Consider the following 23,893-nt stretch of genomic DNA (forward strand, 5'->3'; position numbering starts at 1 on the left):
CTTACTATTTGGTCTCTTCGAACAATTCGCGACCAATCAGCATGCGGCGGATTTCGGACGTGCCCGCGCCGATCTCATACAGCTTGGCATCGCGCAGAAGACGCCCCGTGGGGAAGTCGTTGATATAGCCGTTGCCACCCAGTGTCTGGATCGCTTCCAGCGCGACCTGAGTTGCTTTTTCCGCAGCATACAGGATGCAACCCGCAGCATCTTTACGGGTGGTTTCGCCACGGTCACAGGCAGCAGCAACGGCATAGACGTACGACCGGCAGGCGTTTAGCGTGACATACATGTCCGCCAGTTTGCCCTGCATCAGCTGGAAAGTCCCGATGGGTTTTCCGAACTGTTCGCGATCATGCACGTAAGGCACCACCACATCCAGACAGGCCGCCATGATCCCCAAGGGGCCCGCCGCCAGCACGACGCGCTCATAGTCCAGACCGCTCATCAGAATACGAACGCCCTGGCCCTCTTGCCCGAGGACATTTTCAAACGGCACTTCGCAGTCTTCAAAGATCAGTTCGGCCGTGTTCGACCCGCGCATACCCAGCTTGTCCAGCTTTTGACCGGTCGAGAAACCTGCCATTCCCCTTTCGATCAGGAAAGCTGTGATGCCCTTCGGGCCGGCGTCCGGATCGGTTTTGGCATAAACGATCAGCGTGTCGGCATCGGGACCGTTGGTGATCCACATCTTGTTACCGTTCAGAATGAAACGGTCGTTCCGTTTTTCCGCCCGCAGACGCATCGACACAACATCAGAGCCCGCGCCCGGTTCGCTCATGGCAAGTGCACCGACGTTGTCGCCACTGATCAAGCCCGGCAGATACTTTTCTTTTTGTTCGTCAGTACCATTCCGCCGAAGCTGGTTCACACAAAGATTGGAATGCGCGCCATAAGACAGCCCAACAGAAGCAGACGCTCGGCTGACTTCTTCAACCGCAACACAATGGGCCAGATAGCCCATACCGGTTCCGCCATCTTCTTCAGAGACGGTCATACCGAGCAAGCCCAGATCCCCCATCTTTTTCCAAAGATCTGTGGGGAATTGGTTGTCTAAATCTATCTGTCGCGCGAGTGGCGCGATTTCTGTTTGTGCGAACTTGTGAACGACGTCACGCAACGCCTCAATCTCATCGCCCAAAGCGAAGTTCATGGATGCTTGGAACAATCCGGTCTCCTCCCAAGAGGCAGGTGCTGGACTTATTCTTGGATTCCAACACTCTGCAATACAGCCTGTACGTAACAGTCAATCACCTGATCCCTGTTCAGTTCACCGTCTTCACGGAACCAAACAGTGATCCCTGTCATCATCGCCAACAGTGCACGTGTTTGAACGGCAGCATTTGCGACTTTGAAAGTGCCTTCCTTGACACCTTGTTCCAGAACCTCGCGCAGGATCGCCTCGTATTCGTCGCGCTTGACGTAAACGTCCTGACGGCCCGTTTCCTCAAGGCTGCGCAACTCCATGTAGGCGATAAAGACGTGATCTGGAAAATCCAGCTGATAGCTGATGTGGAAACGGGCAAAGGCGACCAAGCGGTTCCTTGTTCCCTCCACACCCTCCATGGCGTCATTTGCCGCAGCCAGAAGATCAACCATGTGGGTCATCATCAGATCCACAAGGATGTCCTGTTTGCTAGGGAAGTGGTTGTAGATTGCTCCGGGCTGTATCCCGACCGCATTCGCAATGTCGCGCATGGACACAGCGCTATAGCCGCTTTTGGCAAAAAGACGGAGGGCATTCAGCCGGATCGTCTCTTTCGTGTCTTTCGAGCGCTGTTGCAACATATGCGTCTGGTCCGCTTATTACGAATGGGCGTTCATTTATTGAACGACAAATGCCCGTTTTCAAGCCACTGCTGAAAAAATACTCACCCTTTCAACTTACTACTTTCGGGTCCCTAGCCCTTGGCCCATAGGGCCGGTGTTTTATTCAGAAAGGCCGCGATGCCTTTTTCGGCACAATCGCTTTCCCAAGCGTCGGCCAATTGTTCGATGGTGCCGTCGATCACCGAAGCGTCGATTTGCGCCCCCAATGACCGGATCAGGCGTTTAGTCCGGCCCACCGCTTCTTTCGGAAGCTTCAGATAGGGTGCGACGGCTTCTTTGATTGCCATGTCCAACTGGTCTGCGGAAACAGACCGCGCAACCAGTCCCAGTGCGACCGCACGGGGGCCTTGGAAAAGCTCGGCATTCATCATGACCTGACGCGCGGCCCCCTCCCCGATCCGTGCAAGGACATAGGGCGAAATCGTCGCCGGAATGATGCCAAGGCGTGTTTCGGTAAAGCCGAAGCGACAGTCATCGGCCGTAACCGCCATATCGCAAACACAGGCCAGACCTGCGCCGCCGCCCATGGCCACGCCTTCCACCCTCCCGATCAAAGGAACAGGCATTTCGTTCAACGCTTTCAGCATGTTGGCCAGACGACGCGCCTCGGCCATGCGGCCCGCACGATCCGCTTTGATCTGCGTCATCATCCACGACAGATCACCACCGGCGCAAAACACACCCTCTGCGCCCTGCAAGACAACAACGCGCATCTCCGGCGTGTCCGCTGCCAATGCCGCGAACGCGACCAGTTCATCCATCATTTCGGCCGAAATGGCGTTTTTACGGTCGGGACGGTTCAGGATCAGATGGGCGACACCATCCGCCCCCAGTTCGACCTTCAACGTGTTGAATTGGTTCATACTGTGTCCCCCCGAAGGCTACGCGCGAATTCAGCGGCAACCATCATTGCGTCACGGTCCAGACCCGTTTCAAATCCCTCAGCCGTCAGCATATCAAAAACAGCTTCGGTCGCGACATTCCCTTTGGCTCCCGGTGCATAGGGACATCCGCCCAAACCGCCAACCGCCGCGTCAAAGACGCGGAGGCCATGGCCAACGCTGACACGGATGTTGTCGATGGCGCGACCGGCGGTGTCGTGGAAATGTCCCGCCAGCCTTTCAGCTGGCACGCGTTCTGTGACCGCCCGCAACATCGCATCCACGGTTTCGCTCGTGCCCTGCCCGATGGTGTCGCCAAGCGAGACCTCATAGCAGCCCAGTTCAATCAAATCCGCCGCGACCCGCGCAACCTGCTCTGGTGGTGTACGTCCGTCATAGGGGCAGTCGGTTACGCAAGACACATAGCCACGCACCGGAATGTTGGCCTTTCGAGCCGCCTCAACCACTGACGCAAAGCGTTCAAGGCTTTCCGCGATCGAGCAGTTGATGTTTTTCTGGCTGAACCCTTCCGAGGCCGAGCCGAAAATCGCAACCTCATCTGCCTTTGCGTCGATGGCGGCCTCAAGCCCCTTCATGTTGGGCGTCAGCGCCGTGTAGCGCACCCCGTCAACCCGCGTGATCCCGGCCATGACGTCTGCGCTGTCCGCCATTTGCGGCACCCATTTCGGGGACACGAAACTGGCTGTTTCGATTTTGCGTAAGCCAGCCTGCGACAGAAGATCGACCAGTTTGATCTTGTCCGCCGTGGCTATCATTGCCTTTTCGTTTTGCAGGCCGTCGCGCGGGGCCATTTCGAACAGGGTGACGAAATCAGACATGGCTTATTCGTCCTCCTGCATACGCACCAATAGTGCGCCCTGTTCGACCTGATCGCCTTCGGACACCAACATTTCCGCGATAACGCCGTCTTGGGCTGCGGTGATGGCGTGTTCCATTTTCATGGCTTCCATAACCAGCAGCCGATCCCCTTCCGACACGCTGTCGCCCGCCTTGGCAACGACTGCGATCACATTGCCGGGCATCGGCGCTGTCAAAGCCCCCGCCTTGCCAGAAGACGCGGATGCGGACGGATCGAAGAACTTGAAGAAACGGTCGTGCCCTGCGGTTTGGACAAGCACACCATGGCCAGTTTTGTGGACGATGGCCCGCGATTTCACGCCGTTTTCCTCGACCCAAAGCTCTGGCCCATTTCGCAATACGGCTGAAAACGTCACCTCGCCCAGAGGCGTGGTCACGTTGGTTTCTGAGGCAATGGTTTCGACAAAGATCGAAATGTTCGGATCGCCTTCAAATGTCACCACCTGACGCGCAGCACCCCATAGACGGAAGTTAGCAAAGGGATCTTCCGCATCAGCAGGTCGCACCGCGGCAAGCGCGGCCAGCGCCAGAGTTTGCGCTGTCGGATCGGGTCGTGCGGTCAGGTCTGCGCCTTTGCGGTCGATCAGCCCCGTATCGACGCGACCAGCGGCGAAATCCGCATCAATGACCAAGGCCGACAGAAACGCGCGGTTCGTCACGCAACCGTGGACGACCAGTTCCTCTAAAGCCTTCGACATCTTCAGCAATGCCGCGTTGCGGTTCGGGCCTGTTACGATCAGCTTGGCAATCATGGGATCGTAATGGGGCGAAATCACATCGCCCTGCCGCACGCCCGTATCGACCCGCACACCGTTGTCGGCAGTAGGAAAAACCAGAATGTCCAGCGTGCCAGTTGCCGGAAGGAAGCCGTTTGACGGGTCTTCGGCATAAAGGCGCACTTCGAACGCGTGGCCTGTCGCGGTGATCTGATCTTGCGTCACAGGCAGGGCCTGCCCTTCGGCAACGGCAATCTGCATCGCCACCAGATCAAAGCCTGTGATTTCTTCGGTCACGGGATGTTCGACCTGAAGGCGTGTGTTCATTTCCATGAACCAGAAGCCATCGGGCCGCAGCGGACCAGAGCCGTCAACGATGAATTCAACCGTACCTGCGCCCTGATAATTCACGGCCTTAGCGGCTGCGACCGCCGCGGCGCCCATGGCCTGACGGACATCTTCGGGCATATCTGGCGCGGGGGCCTCTTCGATCACCTTCTGATGGCGGCGCTGCATGGAACAATCGCGCTCGAACAGATGAATGACGTTGCCATGCGCATCGCCCATCACCTGCATTTCGATGTGACGCGGGTTCTGGATGAACTTTTCGATCAAGCAGGCGGGATCACCGAAACTGGACTGAGCCTCACGCTGGGCCGAGGCCAAGGCATTTGCAAAATCAGCTGGCTTTTCGACCAGACGCATGCCCTTGCCACCGCCACCTGCGCGCGCTTTGATCAGGACCGGATAGCCGATCTCATTAGCTTGTTTTGCTAGAAAATTGGCATCCTGATTGTCGCCGTGATAGCCGGGCACGACAGGCACACCTGCCTTTTCCATCAAGGCCTTAGCTTTGTCTTTTAAACCCATCGCACGGATCGCGTCGGCGGATGGGCCGATAAAGATCAGACCCGCTTTTGCGACGGCGTCAACAAAGTCAGGGTTCTCAGACAGAAAGCCGTAACCCGGATGAATCGCGTCTGCGCCAGTGCGCTTGGCTGCGTCGATGATCCGATCGCCAAGAAGGTAGCTTTCGCCAACAGGTGCGGCACCGATGTGTACCGCTTGATCAGCCAGTTCCACATGCATCGCGTTAAGGTCAGCATCGGAATAAACAGCAACCGTTTCGATGCCCAATTCACGCGCGGTGCGGATGACGCGGCAGGCAATCTCGCCTCGGTTTGCAATCAGGATTTTCTTGATCATGCTCATCCCCATCACATCCGGAACAGGCCAAAGCGCGTTTCTTCGATCGGCGCGTTCAGCGTTGTGGACAGCGACAACCCAAGGACATCGCGGGTTTTGGTGGGGTCGATAATGCCATCATCCCACAGACGCGCCGAAGCATAGAGCGGGTGACTTTGTTCTTCGAACATCTCTTCCGTGGGTTTGCGGAAGGCAGCTTCGTCCTCGTCGCTCCAGACCTCGCCGCGTTTTTCCATCGCGGACCGTTTGACCTGCGCCAACGTCTTGGCGGCCTGTTCGCCTCCCATCACGGAAATCCGGCTGTTGGGCCACGTCCACAGGAACCGCGGCGAGTAGGCCCGCCCCGCCATTCCGTAATTGCCCGCGCCGTAGGAACCGCCGACCAGCATCGTGATTTTGGGAACCGATGTCGTCGATACAGCAGTCACCAACTTTGCGCCATGACGGGCAATGCCACCCGCTTCGGCCGCTTTGCCCACCATGAAACCGGTAATATTCTGCAGGAAGACCAAGGGAATACCGCGCTGGCTGCACAGTTCAACAAAGTGCGCCCCTTTGACGGCGCTTTCCGAAAAGAGAACACCATTGTTGGCGATGATCCCCACGGGGATGCCATGGACATGCGCAAAGCCACAAACCAGCGTTTCGCCGAACTGCGATTTGAACTCATCAAAGCGCGATCCATCCACGGTTCGCGCGATGATCTCGCGGATGTCATAGGGTTTCTTCGGATCGGCAGGCACGATGCCCATGATCTCGGCCGGATCATACGCTGGTGCTTCGGGCGTGGTGCGAGTGATCGTGGCCTTGGGCTGGGTACCCAGATTCGACACAATGCGCCGCGCGATTTGAAGAGCATGGGCGTCGTCTTCGGCCAGATGGTCGGCGACACCTGATGTGCGCGCATGCAATTCGCCGCCGCCCAATTCTTCTGCGGTGACCGTCTCGCCTGTTGCCGCTTTGACAAGTGGCGGACCGGCAAGGAAGATCGTTCCCTGCCCGCGCACAATGATCGTCTCGTCGCTCATGGCAGGCACATAAGCGCCGCCGGCCGTGCACGAGCCCATCACTACAGCTATCTGCGGGATGCCGCGCGCGCTCATGTTCGCCTGGTTAAAGAAGATGCGGCCAAAATGGTCGCGATCCGGAAAGACCTCATCCTGATTGGGAAGGTTCGCGCCACCGGAATCCACCAGATAGATGCAGGGCAGGTGGTTTTCAGCCGCGATTTCTTGCGCGCGGAGATGTTTTTTGACCGTCATCGGATAGTAGGTGCCGCCCTTGACCGTCGCGTCATTGGCCAGAACCATGACATCACGACCCGCGACACGCCCCACGCCGGCAATCGCGCCGCTTGCGGGAATGTCTCCACCATATAGACCGTGCGCTGCAAATAGACCGACTTCCAAGAACGGAGAGCCTGGATCCAAGAGAGCCTGCACTCGATCACGTGGCAGCATTTTCCCACGGGAGAGATGACGCTCTTTCGAACGTTCATTGCCACCCTGTAAAGCGTGTTCCGCTGCATGCTGCACCACATCCATCTGCGCCTGCATGGCCGCGCGATTCTGCGCAAAGTCTTCTGAACGCGGAGAAATCTGGCTTTTTATCATTGCTCACCATTTATGAATGATCATTCATATTTCTTCTACTTTTGCCGCGATTTTAGGCACTTGTCCAGCATGCAAATGCGCCATGGAAAATTACGCAACGGCGCAAATACAGGTCGAAAGCTGCGAACTCTTTGAAAAGGAACTTGATTTTTATCCATTGGCAGAGTTTCGATTGCACAGCGCGACGGCGCCTGCCTGACACCGCAAGGAAAGACCCATCCATGCCCATCCAGAACGCCCCCTTCGAACAAGCCGAATACGATCGACGCATCGCCCTGACCCGCAAAGCGATGGTCGAGGCTGGAATCGAAGTTCTTTTTGTCACCAACCCGTCCAACCAGAATTGGCTGACCGGCTATGACGGTTGGTCGTTTTACGTCCATCAGGGCGTAATCCTGACACATGATGGACCGCCAATTTGGTGGGGCCGGATGCAGGATGCGAATGGCGCGAGACGCACTGTCTGGATGGAAGACGAACAAATCATCTACTACGCCGACCGCTATATCCAAGCGACCGACATCCATCCGATGGAAGACCTTGCCAGCCATCTGCGTATTATGGGCTATGGCGACAAGCGCATCGGTATCGAGATGGAGACGTATTTCTTTACCGCCAAGGCATTTGCCGTGCTGGCAGATACTCTTCCCGAAGCGACCTTCATCGACGCATCAACCCTTGTGAACTGGCAACGCCTGATCAAATCGGATGCCGAAATCGGCTTTATGCGCCGCGCCGCTCGGATTTCGGAACTGGTGATCGAACGGGCCATCGAACTGGCAGAGCCAGGAATGCGCAAACATGATCTGGTCGGTGAATTGTTCAAAACCTCTGTGCAGGGTGAAGCGGACAGTTGGGGCGACTACCCCGCGATTGTGCCCTTGCTGCCCTCGGGCGAAGATGCCTCGGCCCCGCACCTGACATGGAATGGTGAGGCACTGAAATCTGGCGAGGCAACGTTTATTGAACAATCCGGCTGTTACCGCCGCTATCACGCACCCCTTTGCCGGACGATTTTCTTCGGAAAACCGCCGACCCATTTCAGCGATGCATCCAAAGCGCTGACCGAGGGGCTGAATGCGGGCATCGAAGTGGCCCGTGCAGGCAACCGTGCCTGTGACATTGCGCGCGCACTCGATGCCGAACTGCACAAAGTCGGTATCGAACGTCCCAACCGCTGCGGTTATGCCGTGGGTCTCAGCTATCCTCCCGATTGGGGTGAACATACTGTCAGCCTTCGCGCCTCCGATGAAACCGTGCTAGAACCGGGCATGACGTTCCATTTCATGCCAGGCTTGTGGATGGATGACTGGGGGCTGGAGACCACCGAAACCATCGTGATCCGCGAAGACGGCCCAGCCGAGCCCCTGTGCAACATTCCGCGCCAGCTGTTCATCAAGGACTAAGCCATGACCCCTGCCCGTCTGGACCACTGCAAAGAGATTCTTGAAAGGCTGATCGCCTTTGAAACCGTCTCGACGGACAGCAACTTTGAAATGATCCACTACCTTGCCGGCCTTTTGACCGAATCCGGTGCGACCGTGGATGTGATGACCTCGCCTGAGGGTGGAAAGGCGAATATTTTTGCGACTTTGGGCGAAAGCCGCCAAGGCGGGCTGCTTTTGTCCGGTCACACCGACGTGGTGCCTGTCGAGGATCAGGCTTGGTCCAGTGACCCGTTCAAAATGGTTGAAAAGGATGACCGTCTTTACGGGCGCGGCACCTGTGACATGAAGGGGTTCATTGCCGCCTGTATGGCGTCGCTGGATGTGTTGAAGGACGCGTCGCAATACCAGCCAATCCATTTCGCCTTTACCCACGACGAAGAAGTCGGCTGTCTGGGCGCACATACCTTGGTGCAGGAAATGCGGGAACGTGACCTGCGCCCCCGCTTGGCGATTGTGGGCGAACCCACGTCGATGCGGATCATTGAGGGGCACAAAGGCTGCTGTGAATACACCGTTACGTTCTCAGGAACCGACGGCCACGGATCGCGCCCCGAGATCGAGGTCAATGCAGTCGAATACGCCACGCAATATGTGACGCGCCTTTTGGAAGTTCGCAAAGAACTTGAGGCCCGTGCACCGGAAGGATCGCAGTTTGTCCCGCCATGGAGCACGATCAATGTCGGGGCCCTACATGGTGGCAGCGCCCATAATGTGATTGCATCCAAGGCAACGCTTGAATGGGAAACGCGGCCCGTCAACATGGCCGACCTGAACTATGTCAAAGACGAAATGGCCGCCTGTCAGAATGCCCTGATCGACCGAATGCATTCTGTATCGAGCAAAGCGGATATTCATCTGGAAATCATCGGGGAAACCCCCGGATTGGAACCGATGAAAAACAACGAAGCACGCGATCTGGTAAGCACTTTGACCGGTGCCAACGGGTCTGATCTGGTCCCCTTTGGCACAGAAGCAGGACTGTTTCAGGGACTGGGGATGGATGTGGTTGTTTGCGGGCCCGGCTCGATCGAACAAGCGCACAAGGCAGATGAATTTGTCAGCCTTGAACAGCTGGATCTTTGTCTGGATATGCTGGCCAGACTGCCCCGTGCGCTGGCGGCAAGTGCCTAAAGCAGCGGACAGGCGATACTGATTTCGGTCTCTTCTATCGAAACATCAGCTGGTAACAACCTGTGATGTTTTAACAAATGCAATGCGACCCGCCGTGCATCCTGTCGAAAATCATGGTGCAGAACAAAGCTTAGCCGCCCCTCATCCAGAAGACGCCGGTTGGTGTCATCCAAGTCATGCGCGGCAAACACATCGATGTCGCGCCCGGCTTCGGAAAAGGCCTCAAGCACGGCGCGGTTGCCGCCGCCAATCGAATAAACGCATGTGATATCGGGGGTCTGCGCCAAAGCTGACAGAACGCTCGCCTTGGTCGTCGTATTCATCCCCAAGCCTTCCGACACCGTTATGATCGGCGTGTCAGGCAGATGACGCGCCATGTGGTTAGCAAAACCAACTCGCCGGTGCTCTTCCCCCAAAAACAACTGGCTGGAAAGCGTGATCAGAATACCGCCATTGCGCTGTCTCATGCGCTGCATCAGATAGCCCGCAGTCGCCCCAGCCTTGCGGTTTTCCATGCCCACATAGGCCAACCGCAGCGGATCGGCGACGTCGGTTACATAGGTAACAACAGGTATCCCCCGCTCTGCGATTTGGGACAGGCAGGCTTCGATCCTTGGGGTCGCAGGACATTTCAGAACGATCCCATGACTGCCCCGCCGAGCGATGGCTTTCAGCTTTGCGACGATATCCCTGTCATCAATTCGTTCAAACAGATGGAACCGCGCGCGGATCGAGGCGGGCTTGACCAGTGGCAGCTCTGCCTCAAACGCCCAACGCACGGCCGAGAAAAAGCGCCGTGGCGACTGGATGAAAACATCGATGGTAAACCGGCGCCCTTCGATCCGGCTGGCTGCATATTGCCGTTCCAGTTCTTCAATCGCGGCGGCGACACGATCCTTGGTGATCTGGCGAACATGCGACCGCGCATGCAGCGCCCTATCGACGGTCGCAGCGCTCAGTCCCGCCTGAAAGGCAATTTCCTTGATCGTGAATTTCTGAGTCATACCGGATTTGAGGTCTTTTTGAGGTGATTTACAACTACTTTTACCAAGTAGACGCACGCATCCTTGGCGACGAGGAGGATACAGCCATGACACTTCAGGAAAGACCGTCCAGACCCGTTTGGATCACCCAAGACAGCGGAGATTTCGAGCATTTCAAAACGCTTGTGTCGCAACGCACGCAGCCCAGCAGCGTCCCGAACGCGGCGATGGTTGTTGAAAACGTGCCCGTCTACGAGGGCACAAAGGTGGATGCCGCTGCAAACAACCCCGAGGCCCGCAAGGCGCTGATGGCGGAATGGGCGCAGGTGTTTTCCGACGGCGCGGGCATTATCGTGGTAAAGCAGGCCCTGCCCGATCACGCGGTGATTGATGAGGCCTCCGAGGTGTTCGATCGGATCATCGAACGTGAAAAGACCGAAAACCAAGGCGGCGGCGACCATTTCGCCAAGCCAGGCGCCAACGACCGCATTTGGAATTCACTGGAAAAACATTGCCTGACAGACCCCGCCAATTTTGCGGCCTATTACAGCAGTCACACGCTGGCGATGGCGTCCGAGGCATGGTTGGGGCCCGCCTATCAGATGACGGCGCAAGTCAACCGAGTGAACCCCGGTGGCGCTGCGCAGAAACCGCACCGCGACTACCACCTAGGCTTTATGCCAGAGGCGCGAATGGCACAGTACCCGTCACACATTCATGGTGTGTCGCCCCTTTTGACTCTGCAAGGTGCGGTGGCGCACTGTGACATGCCGGTTGAAACTGGCCCGACCCTATTGCTGCCGTTCTCCCAGCAATTTTTCGAAGGATATCTGGCTTTTAACCGCCCAGAATATCAAGCGTACTTCGCAGAAAACCACGTGCAGCTTCCGCTTGAAAAAGGCGATGCGGTGTTCTTCAACCCTGCAGTGATGCACGGCGCGGGGCACAACAAGACGACCGATGTCAAACGCCTTGTGAACTTGCTGCAGGTGTCTTCCGCATTCGGACGAGCGATGGAAAGCGTTAACAGAACCGCGATGTCCAAGGCCGTCTTTCCCGCCTTGCAGCAAGGTGCGGACATGTTGAACATTGCCAACGTGATCGCAGCCACAGCCGAGGGCTATCCCTTCCCGACAAATCTGGACCGCAACCCACCAATTGGCGGCTTGGCCCCTAAAACGCAGGCCGAGTATCTGATCGAAGCCGTGCAAGACGGTTGGGATTTCGCAAAGCTGTCCGAAACGCTGGACGCCCTAGAGTTCAAGAACGCCACCTGAATGTAAAAAAGGGCGCGCCGTTGTCGGTGCGCCCTCTGATTGTTTATGCGGCCAGCGAAATCGGATCGCTGCTTTCGGCTTCAAAGAAGGTTCCGTGAAGCGCCTGAATGGCTTGGTCACGCACGTCGCGTTCGACAATGAATTGCGTATCGACGTTCCGTGGCCCATGTGCGGCGCCGGTGGGATCAAGCCCCGCCTCAGCCAAAGCAACCAGCCCGCGCGACAGCACGTTCAACCCGTTCAGGTCACGACCAATGACCGAAACCAGGGCCAGCTTCCGCGCAACGATTTCGGCCTGCGGGTACTTCGCAGCCAGATCGGCCTCGACCCGCCGCATGGATTTAAGCGACCCATCCACATAGTGCGTGATGGTGTTGGCGTTGGACACTTTGGCCACGATCCGCACGTTGTGCCGCGTCAACGCATCCAGAATGGCCGCGTCATAGCCTTTGACACCAACCATGTCCTGTTCGAACACCTCAAAGGCGATGATGTCCAAACCAGTGACCATTTCGACTGCAGGCTTATCTGCCGGCGCTTCATCAATGACCGTGCCCGGATCGTCCGGTTCGAACGCATTGGCGACACGCAGTGGCACCCCTGCCCGACGCAGCGTTTTGGCCGCAGACGGGTGGATCGCCTCCATCCCGAGGTTCGCCATCTGGTCCGCGACGTCGTAGTTCGTGTGACCCAGTTTACGCACCGCATCCTGCCCGACCACGTTGGGATCGGCCGATGACAGATGGAATTCTTTGTGAATGATCGCCTCGCGCGCGCCTGTTTGCGCGGCGAGCTGCGAAAACGTCACTTCGGAATAGCCCCGATCATAGCCGCGCATCAAACCTTCGCTGCACTGGGCATAGCCCGTCACAATGGGCATCTCGGATGCCAGATCAATGCCGTCCATCGCATTCGCAATGCGGGTTTCAAGCGTCACGTCGCCTTCGTCGCGCCAACCGGACAGGTCGACACAGCGCGCGTTCACACCAGCCCGTTGTAGCATAAGTGCCGCGACATAAGCTGAATGCGCTTCGCCCAAGCCGGACAGCAATTCGCGCACCTGCATCAGATGTGCTGTCAATTGGAAGTGCCCGTAAGAACAAAGACGCTGCAAATCGATCAGGCAGTTGCGCGCGCCTTCGATGCGATCCTGCACAAACGTGGTCGCCTGTGCGATGTCCGCGGAATGATCCAGAACCGCCGTGTGGGCCTCAATCATCGCCTGCGCGGTGCGGGTCAGTGCCTCGTGCCAGCCGTGATCGTCATCTGCATTGGCAAAAGCCGCATAGACGCCGGCATCGCCTGATTTTTTGTGCTCTAGCAGAAGGTTGGTGATGCCGCCAAAGGCAGACACCACAAACACGCGGCCATAGTCGGCCTTCCCGTTCCGCAAGAACAGCGTATCGCGCAGTTCATCGAGGCGGGACATGGATGTCCCGCCGATTTTCTCAACTGTATGGGTCATATCAGGCGTTTGCGTCCTCGGGCGCAGCATAGGACCCGTCTTCGCGGTGCACCTCGGTGCCAGTGACCGGCGGGTTAAAGCAGCAGGCCATGACCAGCTCTTCTTCGGACCGCAGAACGTGGCGGTCATGCTGATCCAGCGCATACATCACGCCCGGTTTGATCGCATGTGTTTCGCCGGTGCCCAGATCGGTAATCGAGCCCTTTCCCTTCATGCAGTAGACGCTTTCGAAATGGTTTTTGTATTCGAACGTGTGTTCGGAACCGGCCTCAAGCGTGGTGATGTGAAACGAAAAACCCATGCCGTCATTGGCTAGCAGCATGCGCACGCTCGTCCATTTCGCGTCCGAGACAACGCGATCCTGATCCGAGGTCATGATTTCATTAAAGTCACGTACAATCATGGTGTTACTCCGCTGCAATCTTTGTTGTTTCGGTCTTGGCTGCTGCCGCTTGGATCAGAATATCCAAGCCTTTCGCCAGCGTGCCATCCTCAATTGTCAGAGGCGCGAGGATTTTGACAACTTCATCGTTGGGGCCAGATGTTTCGACGATCAAGCCATTTTCAAAGGCTTCGGCGCAAATTGCGCCCGCCAGATCACCCGATCCGACGTCGACACCACGCATCATGCCACGGCCTTTCAGATAGGCACCCGGCACCATGTCGGCGATTGTTTTCAGTCCGTCTTCGATCAGTTTGGCGCGGCGCTTGATGTCGGTCTTCAGCGTGTCGTTTGACCAGAATTTTTCAATGGCAACGCGCGCCGTGACGAATGCATGGTTGTTGCCACGAAACGTACCGTTGTGTTCCGCAGGGCCCATCACGTCGTGATCGGCACGCACCAGAACCAAGCCCATAGGCAGACCAAAGCCCGACAAAGATTTCGCCATCGTCACGATGTCAGGCTGGACGTCCATATCGTCGAAGGAAAAGAACGAACCCGTCCGGCCACAGCCCGCCTGAATGTCGTCAATGATCAGCAGCGCACCATGCTTTTTCGCCAGTTCGGCAATACGACGAACCCAAGGGCCGCTTGCGGCGTTCAGACCGCCCTCGCCCTGCACAGTTTCCAGAAGGATCGCAGCCGGGGCATCAAGGCCTGAGGACGCGTCCAGCAGCATCTGCTCGAGCAGATCAGCTGTGTCGACGTCCTTGCCCATGTACCCGTCGTAAGGAAGACGTGTAACGCCAGACAGCGGCGCGCCAGCACCACCGCGGTGATAGCTGTTGCCAGTTGCCGCCAGCGCGCCCTGCGTCACACCGTGGAAACCGTTGGTGAACGCGATGACGTTCGTGCGACCCGTGGATTTACGCGCGATCTTGATGGCGGCCTCGACCGCGTTGGCACCCGTCGGACCAACGAACATCAGCTTATGATCCATGGAACGCGGCTTCAGGATGTGGGTTTCGAACGTCTCGATGAACGCACCCTTGGCGCCGGTGTGCATGTCCAGACCATGGGCGACGCCATCATCCATGATGTAGTCAACCAGCGCGGCCTTCATGTCCGGATCGTTATGTCCGTAGTTCAGCGAAGAACAACCGGCGAGAAAATCAATGTAGGTGCGCCCCTGCGCGTCTGTCATTTCGGCGTTCCTCGCCGAGGTGAAAACCGTATCGAAACCACGGCAGTAGCTGCGGGCATCAGATTCACGGCGTTTAAAAATAGGCATGGTGGAGGTGCTCGTAGTCATTACGGCCTCTTTTCTTGCTATGGAAAGGGTTGGAGAGTGCGCGCGATCAGGCAGCGCGTGCCAGTGCTTCGGGCAACTCGATGATCACGAGGTTTTCCGAGCTGTGGCAATCTTGGAAGTGCTGGTCTTTGGTGTAATGCGACTTGCTTGTCAGGTCGCCACCGCTGATGCGGCTGAATTTCCGGAACAACGCCCAAGACGCGTCGTTGTCATCGGTAATGGTGGTGTGAAGCCGTTCAACGTCGCTTGTGACATCGCGATCCAGAATGTCTTTCAACATACGGACGCCCACGCCGTGGCCGCGCGCCTCGGGGGCTACGGCGACCTGCCAAACGAACAAAGTGTCGGGGTCAGACGGCACCAGATAAGCCGAGATCCACCCGACCATCTTGCCGTTCAGTTCGGCAACCACGCATGTTTCAGCAAAGTGGTCACACTGGATGATGTTACAGTACATCGAGTTTTCATCGAGAGGCTTACAGTTCCGCACCAAGTCCCAGACCTTCGCTCCGTCAGTGGCACTGGGTGTGCGCAGCCGAAGTGTGTCCTTTTGGGTCTTTGAGCGAATACTGTCCATCTTCACCATCCATGTTTGCTTCGCCGATCTAAGTATCATGCTCTCAAAAAATTTCAAGAAGCTAAGTAAAATTTGCGACAATATGAGCAGCTTGGCGCAAAATGCCTTAATTTACTGAGTAAAGTCCATAGAAACGCTAAGCACTTCGCTTTGATAAACAAATAATTTGTACTCCTTCAAATCGGAATATAAATATGTATACTTCGTAGACCTAAGCACTTTGAGGACTGTATGGACCGTATCGACACGAGCCTGATTGCCCTGCGCCGCATTTTGCGGGCCACTGACCTGTTTGACCGTGAGATCAAACAAGCCACCGGCATCACGCCCGTTCAGTTTCGCGTCCTTCAGGTCATTGCCGAGAAAGGGCTGGCAACGGCCAAGGAAATCTCGATCCGCATGCGGGTTAGTCAGGCGACGGTTACATCGTTGATAGATAAGCTGGTGCGTGTGGGCATGGTTACGCGCGAAAAATCGGCGTCAGACCGTCGTCAGATCAACATCCACATCACTGACATTGGACAGCAAACAATCAAGGATGCACCCGATCCATTACAACAGCGGTTCGTACGAAAATTCGATGCGCTGGAAGATTGGGAACAGGCCATGCTTGTAGCAAGCCTTGAACGCGTCGCGGCCATGTTGGACGCTGACGAGATTGATGCGTCGCCAGTTCTTCATGCCGGTGACATCAAACATACCCACGACGCCTAAGCCAACCAGCACAACCCTAGAAACGTGTGCGCCGCGCGTTGCAGCACAGATACGTGTATGGCGTTTACAAATTCCGTCCTAGTGCCGACGGATCATCACGATCGATCCAAAAGCGTCGCTAGAGACCGTAGCAGTGTCGCGTTCAGACCCGACACTATCCAAAGGGAACCAAACACTATCTGTGGAAGTTCCGAAGACAATAAATGCAATAAGTGAACAGGGGGAATTACATGACTGACACTTCCAGCGACCCATCCGACGGCATTCGAAGCCCGGACGGCGCTGCACACCGCATTGAGACCGACTACGAGATCGGCCAGCACAATGTCGAAGGCAGCGTCGGACCTTTTGGGTTCGATATCCACAATCCAGTTTTTGCCATCTCGGGCGCGGCAATCGTGGCGTTCGTTTTCTACACACTCGCCCTGCCCGATCAGGCAGGCAACCTGTTCTCGTGGCTGTTTAGTGCAGTCACCAAAGGCTTTGACTGGTTCTTCCTTGGCGCGGCGAACATCTTTGTCATTTTCTGCCTTGTGCTGATCGTGACACCGCTCGGCAATGTTCGGCTTGGCGGCGTGGAAGCGCGCCCTGACTACAACTATGTCGGCTGGTTCGCGATGCTGTTCGCGGCGGGCATGGGCATCGGCCTGATGTTCTATGGCGTGTCCGAACCGATGAGCCATTTCTCGTCTTCAATGGGCGGAACAGCGGCTGAAGGCGGCGTTCGCACAGACTGGGCCCCCCTGGGTGCCGCAGCCGGCAACGAAGCTGAAGCTGTTCGTCTAGGCATGGCGGCCACGATCTTCCACTGGGGCCTGCACCCTTGGGCGATCTACGCGGTCGTTGCGCTGGCGCTGGCCCTGTTCAGCTACAACAAGGGCCTTCCCCTAACGATCCGTTCGGCCTTCTACCCGATCTTCGGTGACGCCGTATGGGGCTGGGTTGGTCACGTCATCGACATTCTTGCCGTGTTCGCAACGCTCTTTGGCCTTGCTACATCGCTTGGCTTTGGCGCAACGCAGGCAAACGCGGGTCTGAACGAACTGTTCGGCATTCCGACAGGTTCGACATCAGAAGTGATCCTGATCTCGGTCATCACGTCCATCGCGCTTGTTTCCGTGCTTCGTGGCCTTGATGGCGGCGTCAAAGTCCTGTCGGAAATCAATATGGGGCTCGCGTTCCTGCTGTTGATCTTCGTTCTGCTGGTTGGGCCGACTGTGTTCCTGATCTCGCTCTTCTGGGACAGCCTGGTTGCCTACCTTCAGTACCTGCCCGCCCTGTCAAACCCGATTGGCCGTGAAGACGTGAACTTCTCGCAGGGTTGGACATCGTTCTACTGGGCGTGGTGGATTTCCTGGTCGCCGTTCGTTGGTATGTTTATCGCCCGTGTTAGCCGTGGCCGCACTGTCCGTGAATTCGTCATCTGCGTTCTGCTGATCCCGTCGATGGTCTGCGTACTTTGGATGGCCGTATTTGGCGGCACAGCCCTGCATCAGGTAATCACAGACGGCTATACAGTCGCTCAAGATGCGGCCCTTGAACTGAAGCTGTTCAAGATGCTGGATGGCCTGCCCTTGGCAAGCATCACATCTTTCATCGGCATCGTTCTTGTCATCGTGTTCTTCGTGACATCGTCGGACTCCGGTTCGCTGGTGATCGACACGATTACGGCTGGTGGCAAAATCGATGCGCCGGTTCCCCAGCGTGCGTTCTGGTGCATCTTTGAAGGTGCCGTTGCGATCGTACTGCTGCTGAGTGCCGGTGGTCTTCAGTCGTTGCAGTCGATGGTCATTTCCACAGGCCTGCCGTTTACGGTGGTTCTGCTGGTCATGTGCTTTGCGATCTACAAAGGCCTGATGACAGAGCATCATCACGTTAAGAAAAAAGCCTAAAAAATAACTCTAAGGGCTTGCAGTGTAGCGTCACCGCAGGCCCTTTTTGTGTCAGATGGCTTTTCTTGGTGCCATCAGAGGCAGGCTAAGGTAAGGACGCGCCATTAAATGACGACTATCATTTGATGAATTTACGCAGCTCCAAGAACCAAGATCCGAACACCGTATGCCAATCACCCACCTCGTCACCCATTCCGGCGGTTTTCACGCTGATGAAGTCTTGTCCACGGTTGTCCTGTCTCGGCTCTTTCCCGAAGCCACGCTGGTCAGAAGCCGTGACGCCGAATGGATCACCCCGGATTCAGGCAAGATCATCTATGATGTCGGGCGCGCTTACGATGCTGACACCGGGATATTCGACCACCACCAGAAACCGAACCCCTTGCGCGAAAACGGCCAGCCATACAGTTCATTCGGCCTGATCTGGCGGCACTTCGGCAAAGACTATCTGGCCGCGCTGGATGTGCCCCAAAGCGATATCGACGAGGTCCATGCAAGCTTTGAACAAAGCTTTGTGCTGCCCGTCGATCTACTCGACAACGGCGCGATTGATCCATCTGCTGCTGGTCCCCTTTCGGGTTTGACCCTGCCTGTCCTTCTGGAAACGCTGAAGCCGTCTTTCGACGACATCCGCGATGAGGCGGATAACAGCGCATTCGTAATGGCTGTAGATGTAGCCCGTCATTTTGTCGAAGCAGGCATCCGCGCAAAATCCGCCAAACAACGGGCCGAAGCATTGGTAAAAAAAGCCATCAAGGCAGCTGGTGATGGCCGTGTTCTTGAATTGCCAACCGGAATGCCCTTCCGCTCGGCCATCGAAAGCACAGGCGCGGATCACCTTCTTTTCGTCGTGCATCCCCGCAACGACGACTGGACGCTGACAACAATCCGCAAAGGTGCTGATACGTTCGAAAATCGCGCCGACCTGCCCGCGACATGGGGGGGCCTTACAGATGCAGCGCTTGAGGAGGCAACTGGCGTACAAGGTGCCAAATTCTGTCACAACGCCCTGTTCATCGCTGTGGCCGATAGCCGTGATGCCATTATGGAAATGGCGCGTCTGGCTGTTTTGGAAGTGGAAAACTAGGCCTTCACCCGGTCGCGGCTGACGGCCCCAAGTCAAGCTTTTCACCGTCAAACGCTTTGATCAAAGCGGCATTCAGTTCGTGGACATCAAACGGCTTGTTCACCACCCCGTCTGCGCCAGCCTCCATAATCCTGTCCAACTCGTCCGAAACCGAAGACGCGGACATGCCGATGATCTTAGCCGTTCGCCCTTGCGCACGAAGCTCTTTGACCAACTCGATCCCATCCATTTCCGGCATGAAAACGTCGGTCATGATCAGGTCAAAGTCCTGATAACACACCGCCAGCAACGCCTCGCGTCCGTTTGTTGCAACGTCGACTTTCGCGCCAATCTTTTCCAGCATGCTTTGCGCCAGCACGCGGATGGTAAGGTTGTCATCGACAACAAGAACAGATTTGCCTTTCAAATGATCGCCACCTGTCTTTTCCTTGTGAAGAGAACTTACTTTACCACTGATGGCGGCCTTGGCAGAAAATTCCAAGATAAACCTGCTACCGCCCTTCGGATTGGGTTCATATCGCAGATCACCACTCAGCTTTTTTGAAATTTCACGGGTAATGCTCAGCCCCAGACCGGTGCCGTCAGCACGGGTATCCCCACGCTCGAATGCATTGAACAGCCGCTCGGCCTTTTCAGGTGCGATGCCGTGACCATTGTCTTCAACCACAATTGTAATGGTTTTCAGGTCTGGTTCGACATCACGATCACTGGCCGAAACCAGAACCTGATCCCCCCCAGAATGAAGAATGGCATTGTTTATCAGGTTGCGGAGAGACTGCTGAATAAGCTGGCTTTGCGTCAGTATGCACCCATCCCCAAGGCGAGAAAAATCTGACGCCAGACCAACACCCTGATCACATGCGATCACCCCCATCAGCTCGACCTGATTTTGAAGGATTTCGGTCAAATGAACAGGACGCGTTGCCGTCAGCAGCATTTCCTCGGGTCTGGCCACACTGCGCAATGAATCCAACACCTCAAGCAACTGATCCGACAGACCGCCGATCAAGGAATAATCGACGCCATCCTTCTCCTGATCCTTGCTGTCCAAGATCATTTTCAGAATGGCTGCCGGCGTGCGCAGTTCGTGGGCAATCACCGCATACATCTGCGCCTGCCTTTGGGCCTGATCATCCAAAAGCTCTTGTTGCGCGATCAGTTCCTCATTCGCCAACACCAGCTCCTGTCGCCCGACCTCAAGCGCCGCATTGGCCGCTTCAAGATCAATCTGCTGCTGCCTGCTTTCCTCAAGACGCTGCTTTGTAAAGCGCACAAACATGTGAATCCCTACAATCAACATCAGGTTACAAATAAATAGCCTGATAAATAAATTCTCATCATATGCCGCGCCTGAAATGATTGGCACGGAAAACATAAACAAAAAACCACTGGAAAGTGTCAAACCCAACTTATTCGATAGTAGCAATATAGGAGTGACGGATAAAACGGGTAAAATAGATAAATAATAGAGCCCGTTGTACCAAGTCCCCATAATTGAGATCGGATATAAAATCAGAGACAATGTCATTCCAAGGATAAATCTCTGCTCTCGCCAAACGAGCCCAGCTACTCCGATCGCAAAGAATATTCCGGTGCCTGTCCATACAACGGCAAGGCCCTCGAGCGGCGCGACGGTAAGAATGAGCGCGAAGAGGACGGACGCGAAAACGTAGAACCCGAAAACGGCGTCGCCGACCTTCGAGTTCAACAATATACGCTCTTCCGCAACAGAAGACGCTGTCAATGACATGACCAGCCGATCCCTTCCGAACGTTCACAACGAACATTTGAACGAAATAACAGAACTTTAGACGACGAACCCATTCTGCGAAGTGCTTCACCAGCACCAAAATCGTCTGAGGCCACGAGACGTGGTAAAACGACACAGGAGTTTTCACCAGCAAAGCAGAACGATCAGATTAAGGTGAACTCGATAAGAATCGAGGAAATCATCGCCCTTGATTACGCCAAGGTCGCGTGACAATCTCCTACCCCCAACCAAAAGAGTAATGTTATCAAAAGAATATTCAACCCCCTTCGCAAGATAAATAATTTTCTATCTAAAGGGGAAATCGTACGACCTTCATACCAAATAGGAAATGAAGCTTGCTCTACGTTCATACGTCATAATCAACCAACAGCGAGCCTGTCCATCGTTCAAATCGAAACTGCGGGGCCTGAAGGACGGCAGTTCAAGGCACAATGGGTGCGTTTAGTACAGTTATCTTACTTCCATTCTTCTTTCAATATTTGAGCTGTTCGCAGGATTTAAAGTATTTCTCCGGTAGACACGCTATTTTTCACCTTGATGTGGAACGGAATCTCTAGCTACCAGTCGTGTCAGCACCAACCAGCTTTTCGATAATTTTATAGATAGGGTTGGCAAGCATTATTTCTTTAGCAATCGCTATATCTCACGCAGTTTCTTCTGTGGCCCAATCGGTTAATTAGTGAGGCACGGAAGTGAGGTATATGGCTATCTCTATCTCTTCCATTTCTACCGCTTTTTCAGCCTATTTTCGAGACAATGCATTTGAGCCAAGAAGGGCAAACGAATAGCCCCGCTTTTCTTAGACCATATGTCTTTGTGTCTTCTGCCGCTCGAAGCCGACAGGTTACAGCATTTCATTATAGGTACTCTTGCGCTTCGGGTTGTAGTACACTGCTATTTACTCGAACACGATGTGCCATGCCTCCTCTAGAGTTCGGTATGCCCTTCGTCTGATCAGCTCTAAGTTGAGCAGATTCAAGAACCTTTCGGAAACTGCATTGTCTTGTAAGTTTTCGCGGCGGCTCATCGAGTGCTGTAGATTGTGGCCCCACAGAAACGCCGCTCGGTCCATGTCGGTGATTCTGCTGCCCTAGTCCTAGTGGATCAGAACCTTTTCTTTTGCGTTCTCCGCCACGTCGCAAACAACCGCGCTTGTAGCACGAGATCGGTCGTCTGACGGCACTGCATCGATCAGCCGACTGTACGCCGGGAATAGAAATTGATGACGACGGCCTGGTAGGCGAAAACCCACTGCGTCTAGATATAGGTGATGTCGGTTACTCAGACTTTGTCCGGCGCCGCAACGTCAAGCGGCCGATCCAGGCTGTTGTCGACAGTGACAGAAGGTTTGCCGCCATACATCTCGAGACAGCGATTGTAGCCGATCTGCGCAGTGATCCCGACCATCCAGGTCAAGCACGCAGCGCGGTTCAGACATACGCCTTCACCCTGTTAGAGAAGATCGTCGTGCACCTTTTGGTACCGATAGACCTCTCCGCTTTCGACCCAAGTTTCCTTAAGCAGCTAGGTTTGACAGGCCTCTTCACCAAAACGCTTGCTCGACGGCACTTCGACCGTGCATATAAGATGCTCGGCAGGAGGTGCAGACATATCGCTCGACTGGGCAATCGCCCGCGATGCTCAGTCACGAACGCGTATAACACCTTGCATCCTTGCCTAAAAACTATCAAAGAGAAGCGTCCAGGATACACAGGGCTATTCAAACCAATACGTTTGAATACATACAAAGACTATTTTGTCATTTCGAGATGCATATCATCTGAAGTCTCATAAACCGTTTCGTAGCCTAGTGCGTGGCACATTGAAATCACATCTTGCTTCCAATAGTCTCGTGCCACGACTTCGATCATAATGTACTTAGGTAATAAGTCTTTGTTGGCTTGGTCCAAAAATGGCGCCAACACCTCAGCCTCGAAGCCCTCGACGTCAATTTTCAACACGTCGATTTGATCGATGCCTGCATCTTCCAAATAGGAAATAAGTGGCCTAACGGGGACGTTAATGCCCCCCGAGCCGTCGTCGCCCGCTAGATTTGGAACCAAAGTGTTGCGTCCAACATTGTGCGATGAAGCGTTAAACAGCGGTAAGTAACCCTCTTCAGAGCCCACCGCACCGTGAATGACGGTAACATTTTTAGCACCGTTGAAATCCAGATTTTGGCGCAGCTTACGAACGGTGCGTGGGTCCGGCTCAAATGACAAAATTCGAGCGCTGGGGGGCATTCTCTGGCGTGCGATTAAACTGTAAAGCCCCACGTTTGCTCCGATATCAACAAAGACCCTGGCCTGCTTTAACAAATGATCAACGCGCTCTAACTGTTCACTAGCTGGATGAGCACCGTACATGACCAACTTTAGGTCGCAGATATTTTCCGCAGGATAGAGCCTTAGCTTTAAAGAATTGTACTCCAGGTCAAAAACAGGCTTTTTCCTTCGCAAAGTTTTGCGCAAAGGATCCTTTTTTTGTGATTCCGAAGCAGGTAGCTGACCATTTTTTCGCTTAGAAAGGCGCCATTTCCAAAGCCACTTTGGCCTTTTTGCCCCATATGGCGCGTCATCTAAAGGCTTGATCGTTATAATCTTGTTCATAGTCCGACACCTAGTACTGGTTAAAACGCACTAGACCAGATCCTAGCCCGTTGACAACCGGTTATAGCCTATTTCTATAGGTTGCCGGACCTCGACGAGATAGCCATGCACTATGCAGGT

General features: G+C 55.3%; 20 protein-coding genes and 1 pseudogene. 7 read left to right on the top strand and 14 right to left on the bottom strand.

Annotation, left to right across the window (positions count from 1 at the left end; translation table 11 throughout):
- Positions 1-4: 4 nt before the first annotated feature.
- The 6 genes from C4S59_RS08910 to C4S59_RS08935 form a co-directional block, all read right to left on the bottom strand.
- Positions 5-1,168 (bottom strand): isovaleryl-CoA dehydrogenase, encoded by a 1,164-nt coding sequence (locus C4S59_RS08910; RefSeq protein WP_103910099.1) that lies wholly within the window; start codon positions 1,166-1,168, stop codon positions 5-7.
- Positions 1,169-1,200: 32 nt separating this feature from the next.
- A complete protein-coding gene (locus tag C4S59_RS08915; protein ID WP_103910100.1) occupies positions 1,201-1,788 on the bottom strand; it encodes a TetR/AcrR family transcriptional regulator in 588 nt (195 codons plus the stop codon).
- 113 nt (positions 1,789-1,901) lie between these two features.
- Positions 1,902-2,693, bottom strand: a complete 792-nt coding sequence (locus tag C4S59_RS08920; protein ID WP_103910101.1) for an enoyl-CoA hydratase-related protein — start codon at positions 2,691-2,693, stop codon at positions 1,902-1,904.
- A complete protein-coding gene (locus C4S59_RS08925) occupies positions 2,690-3,550 on the bottom strand; it encodes a hydroxymethylglutaryl-CoA lyase (protein ID WP_103910102.1) in 861 nt (286 codons plus the stop codon). The genes C4S59_RS08920 and C4S59_RS08925 overlap by 4 nt, the downstream gene beginning before the upstream one ends.
- Positions 3,551-3,553: 3 nt before the next feature.
- A complete protein-coding gene (locus C4S59_RS08930) occupies positions 3,554-5,512 on the bottom strand; it encodes an acetyl/propionyl/methylcrotonyl-CoA carboxylase subunit alpha (RefSeq protein ID WP_103910344.1) in 1,959 nt (652 codons plus the stop codon).
- Positions 5,513-5,523: 11 nt separating this feature from the next.
- The gene (locus tag C4S59_RS08935) at positions 5,524-7,125 is read right to left on the bottom strand and encodes a carboxyl transferase domain-containing protein (RefSeq protein ID WP_103910103.1); all 1,602 of its coding nucleotides are present in this window, start codon (positions 7,123-7,125) and stop codon (positions 5,524-5,526) included.
- Positions 7,126-7,141: 16 nt separating this feature from the next.
- Here C4S59_RS08935 and C4S59_RS19495 point away from each other — a divergent pair, with 16 nt between their 5' ends.
- Genes C4S59_RS19495 through argE form a run of 3 tightly spaced genes read left to right on the top strand, consistent with a single transcriptional unit; the run spans position 7,142 to position 9,704 of the window.
- A complete protein-coding gene (locus tag C4S59_RS19495) occupies positions 7,142-7,324 on the top strand; it encodes a hypothetical protein (protein ID WP_146064523.1) in 183 nt (60 codons plus the stop codon).
- Between the two features lie 22 nt (positions 7,325-7,346).
- Positions 7,347-8,531 (top strand): M24 family metallopeptidase, encoded by a 1,185-nt coding sequence (locus tag C4S59_RS08940; protein WP_103910104.1) that lies wholly within the window; start codon positions 7,347-7,349, stop codon positions 8,529-8,531.
- A gap of 3 nt (positions 8,532-8,534) precedes the next feature.
- Complete coding sequence (gene argE, locus C4S59_RS08945; RefSeq protein WP_103910105.1) at positions 8,535-9,704, top strand: acetylornithine deacetylase; 1,170 nt, start codon at positions 8,535-8,537, stop codon at positions 9,702-9,704.
- Here the strand turns inward: argE and C4S59_RS08950 are convergent.
- The gene (locus C4S59_RS08950) at positions 9,701-10,708 is read right to left on the bottom strand and encodes a LacI family DNA-binding transcriptional regulator (RefSeq protein ID WP_103910106.1); all 1,008 of its coding nucleotides are present in this window, start codon (positions 10,706-10,708) and stop codon (positions 9,701-9,703) included. The two genes, argE and C4S59_RS08950, sit on opposite strands and share 4 nt — an antisense overlap.
- An 86-nt stretch (positions 10,709-10,794) precedes the next feature.
- On the opposite strand from C4S59_RS08950, the gene C4S59_RS08955 reads away from it, so the two are divergent.
- Entirely contained in the window at positions 10,795-11,964 is a 1,170-nt protein-coding gene (locus tag C4S59_RS08955; protein ID WP_103910107.1) for a phytanoyl-CoA dioxygenase family protein, read from the top strand.
- 43 nt (positions 11,965-12,007) lie between these two features.
- Here C4S59_RS08955 and C4S59_RS08960 read toward each other — a convergent pair whose 3' ends face one another.
- The 4 genes from C4S59_RS08960 to ectA are packed head-to-tail and all read right to left on the bottom strand — an operon-like array spanning position 12,008 to position 15,700.
- On the bottom strand, positions 12,008-13,429 hold the full coding sequence (locus tag C4S59_RS08960) for an aspartate kinase (RefSeq protein WP_103910108.1): 1,422 nt from the start codon (positions 13,427-13,429) through the stop codon (positions 12,008-12,010).
- 1 nt (position 13,430) lies between these two features.
- A complete protein-coding gene (locus C4S59_RS08965) occupies positions 13,431-13,832 on the bottom strand; it encodes an ectoine synthase (RefSeq protein ID WP_103910109.1) in 402 nt (133 codons plus the stop codon).
- A gap of 4 nt (positions 13,833-13,836) precedes the next feature.
- Complete coding sequence (gene ectB, locus C4S59_RS08970; protein ID WP_103910110.1) at positions 13,837-15,123, bottom strand: diaminobutyrate--2-oxoglutarate transaminase; 1,287 nt, start codon at positions 15,121-15,123, stop codon at positions 13,837-13,839.
- A gap of 46 nt (positions 15,124-15,169) precedes the next feature.
- Positions 15,170-15,700 carry a diaminobutyrate acetyltransferase gene (ectA, locus tag C4S59_RS08975; protein ID WP_103910345.1) on the bottom strand — a complete coding sequence of 177 codons (531 nt, stop codon included), beginning with the start codon at positions 15,698-15,700 and terminating at the stop codon, positions 15,170-15,172.
- Positions 15,701-15,931: 231 nt separating this feature from the next.
- Here ectA and C4S59_RS08980 point away from each other — a divergent pair, with 231 nt between their 5' ends.
- The 3 genes from C4S59_RS08980 to C4S59_RS08990 all read left to right on the top strand — a co-directional run bounded on the left by C4S59_RS08980 (position 15,932) and on the right by C4S59_RS08990 (position 19,393).
- A complete protein-coding gene (locus tag C4S59_RS08980; RefSeq protein WP_103910111.1) occupies positions 15,932-16,414 on the top strand; it encodes a MarR family winged helix-turn-helix transcriptional regulator in 483 nt (160 codons plus the stop codon).
- Positions 16,415-16,644: 230 nt separating this feature from the next.
- Positions 16,645-18,306: a BCCT family transporter gene (locus C4S59_RS08985; RefSeq protein WP_103910112.1), complete on the top strand. Its 1,662-nt coding sequence runs from the start codon at positions 16,645-16,647 to the stop codon at positions 18,304-18,306.
- Positions 18,307-18,472: 166 nt separating this feature from the next.
- Complete coding sequence (locus C4S59_RS08990) at positions 18,473-19,393, top strand: MYG1 family protein (protein WP_103910113.1); 921 nt, start codon at positions 18,473-18,475, stop codon at positions 19,391-19,393.
- Between the two features lie 4 nt (positions 19,394-19,397).
- Here C4S59_RS08990 and C4S59_RS08995 read toward each other — a convergent pair whose 3' ends face one another.
- The 3 genes and pseudogenes from C4S59_RS08995 to C4S59_RS09000 form a co-directional block, all read right to left on the bottom strand.
- Positions 19,398-21,143 (bottom strand): response regulator, encoded by a 1,746-nt coding sequence (locus C4S59_RS08995; RefSeq protein ID WP_103910114.1) that lies wholly within the window; start codon positions 21,141-21,143, stop codon positions 19,398-19,400.
- 865 nt (positions 21,144-22,008) lie between these two features.
- A pseudogene (locus C4S59_RS19790) lies at positions 22,009-22,849 on the bottom strand (DDE-type integrase/transposase/recombinase); the annotation flags it as partial.
- Positions 22,850-22,915: 66 nt separating this feature from the next.
- A complete protein-coding gene (locus tag C4S59_RS09000) occupies positions 22,916-23,773 on the bottom strand; it encodes an FkbM family methyltransferase (RefSeq protein ID WP_103910115.1) in 858 nt (285 codons plus the stop codon).
- Between the last annotated feature and the right edge of the window lie 120 nt (positions 23,774-23,893).

The sequence above is a fragment of the Thalassococcus halodurans genome, assembly GCF_900108225.1.
In the GTDB taxonomy this organism is placed as follows: Bacteria; Pseudomonadota; Alphaproteobacteria; order Rhodobacterales; family Rhodobacteraceae; genus Thalassococcus; species Thalassococcus halodurans.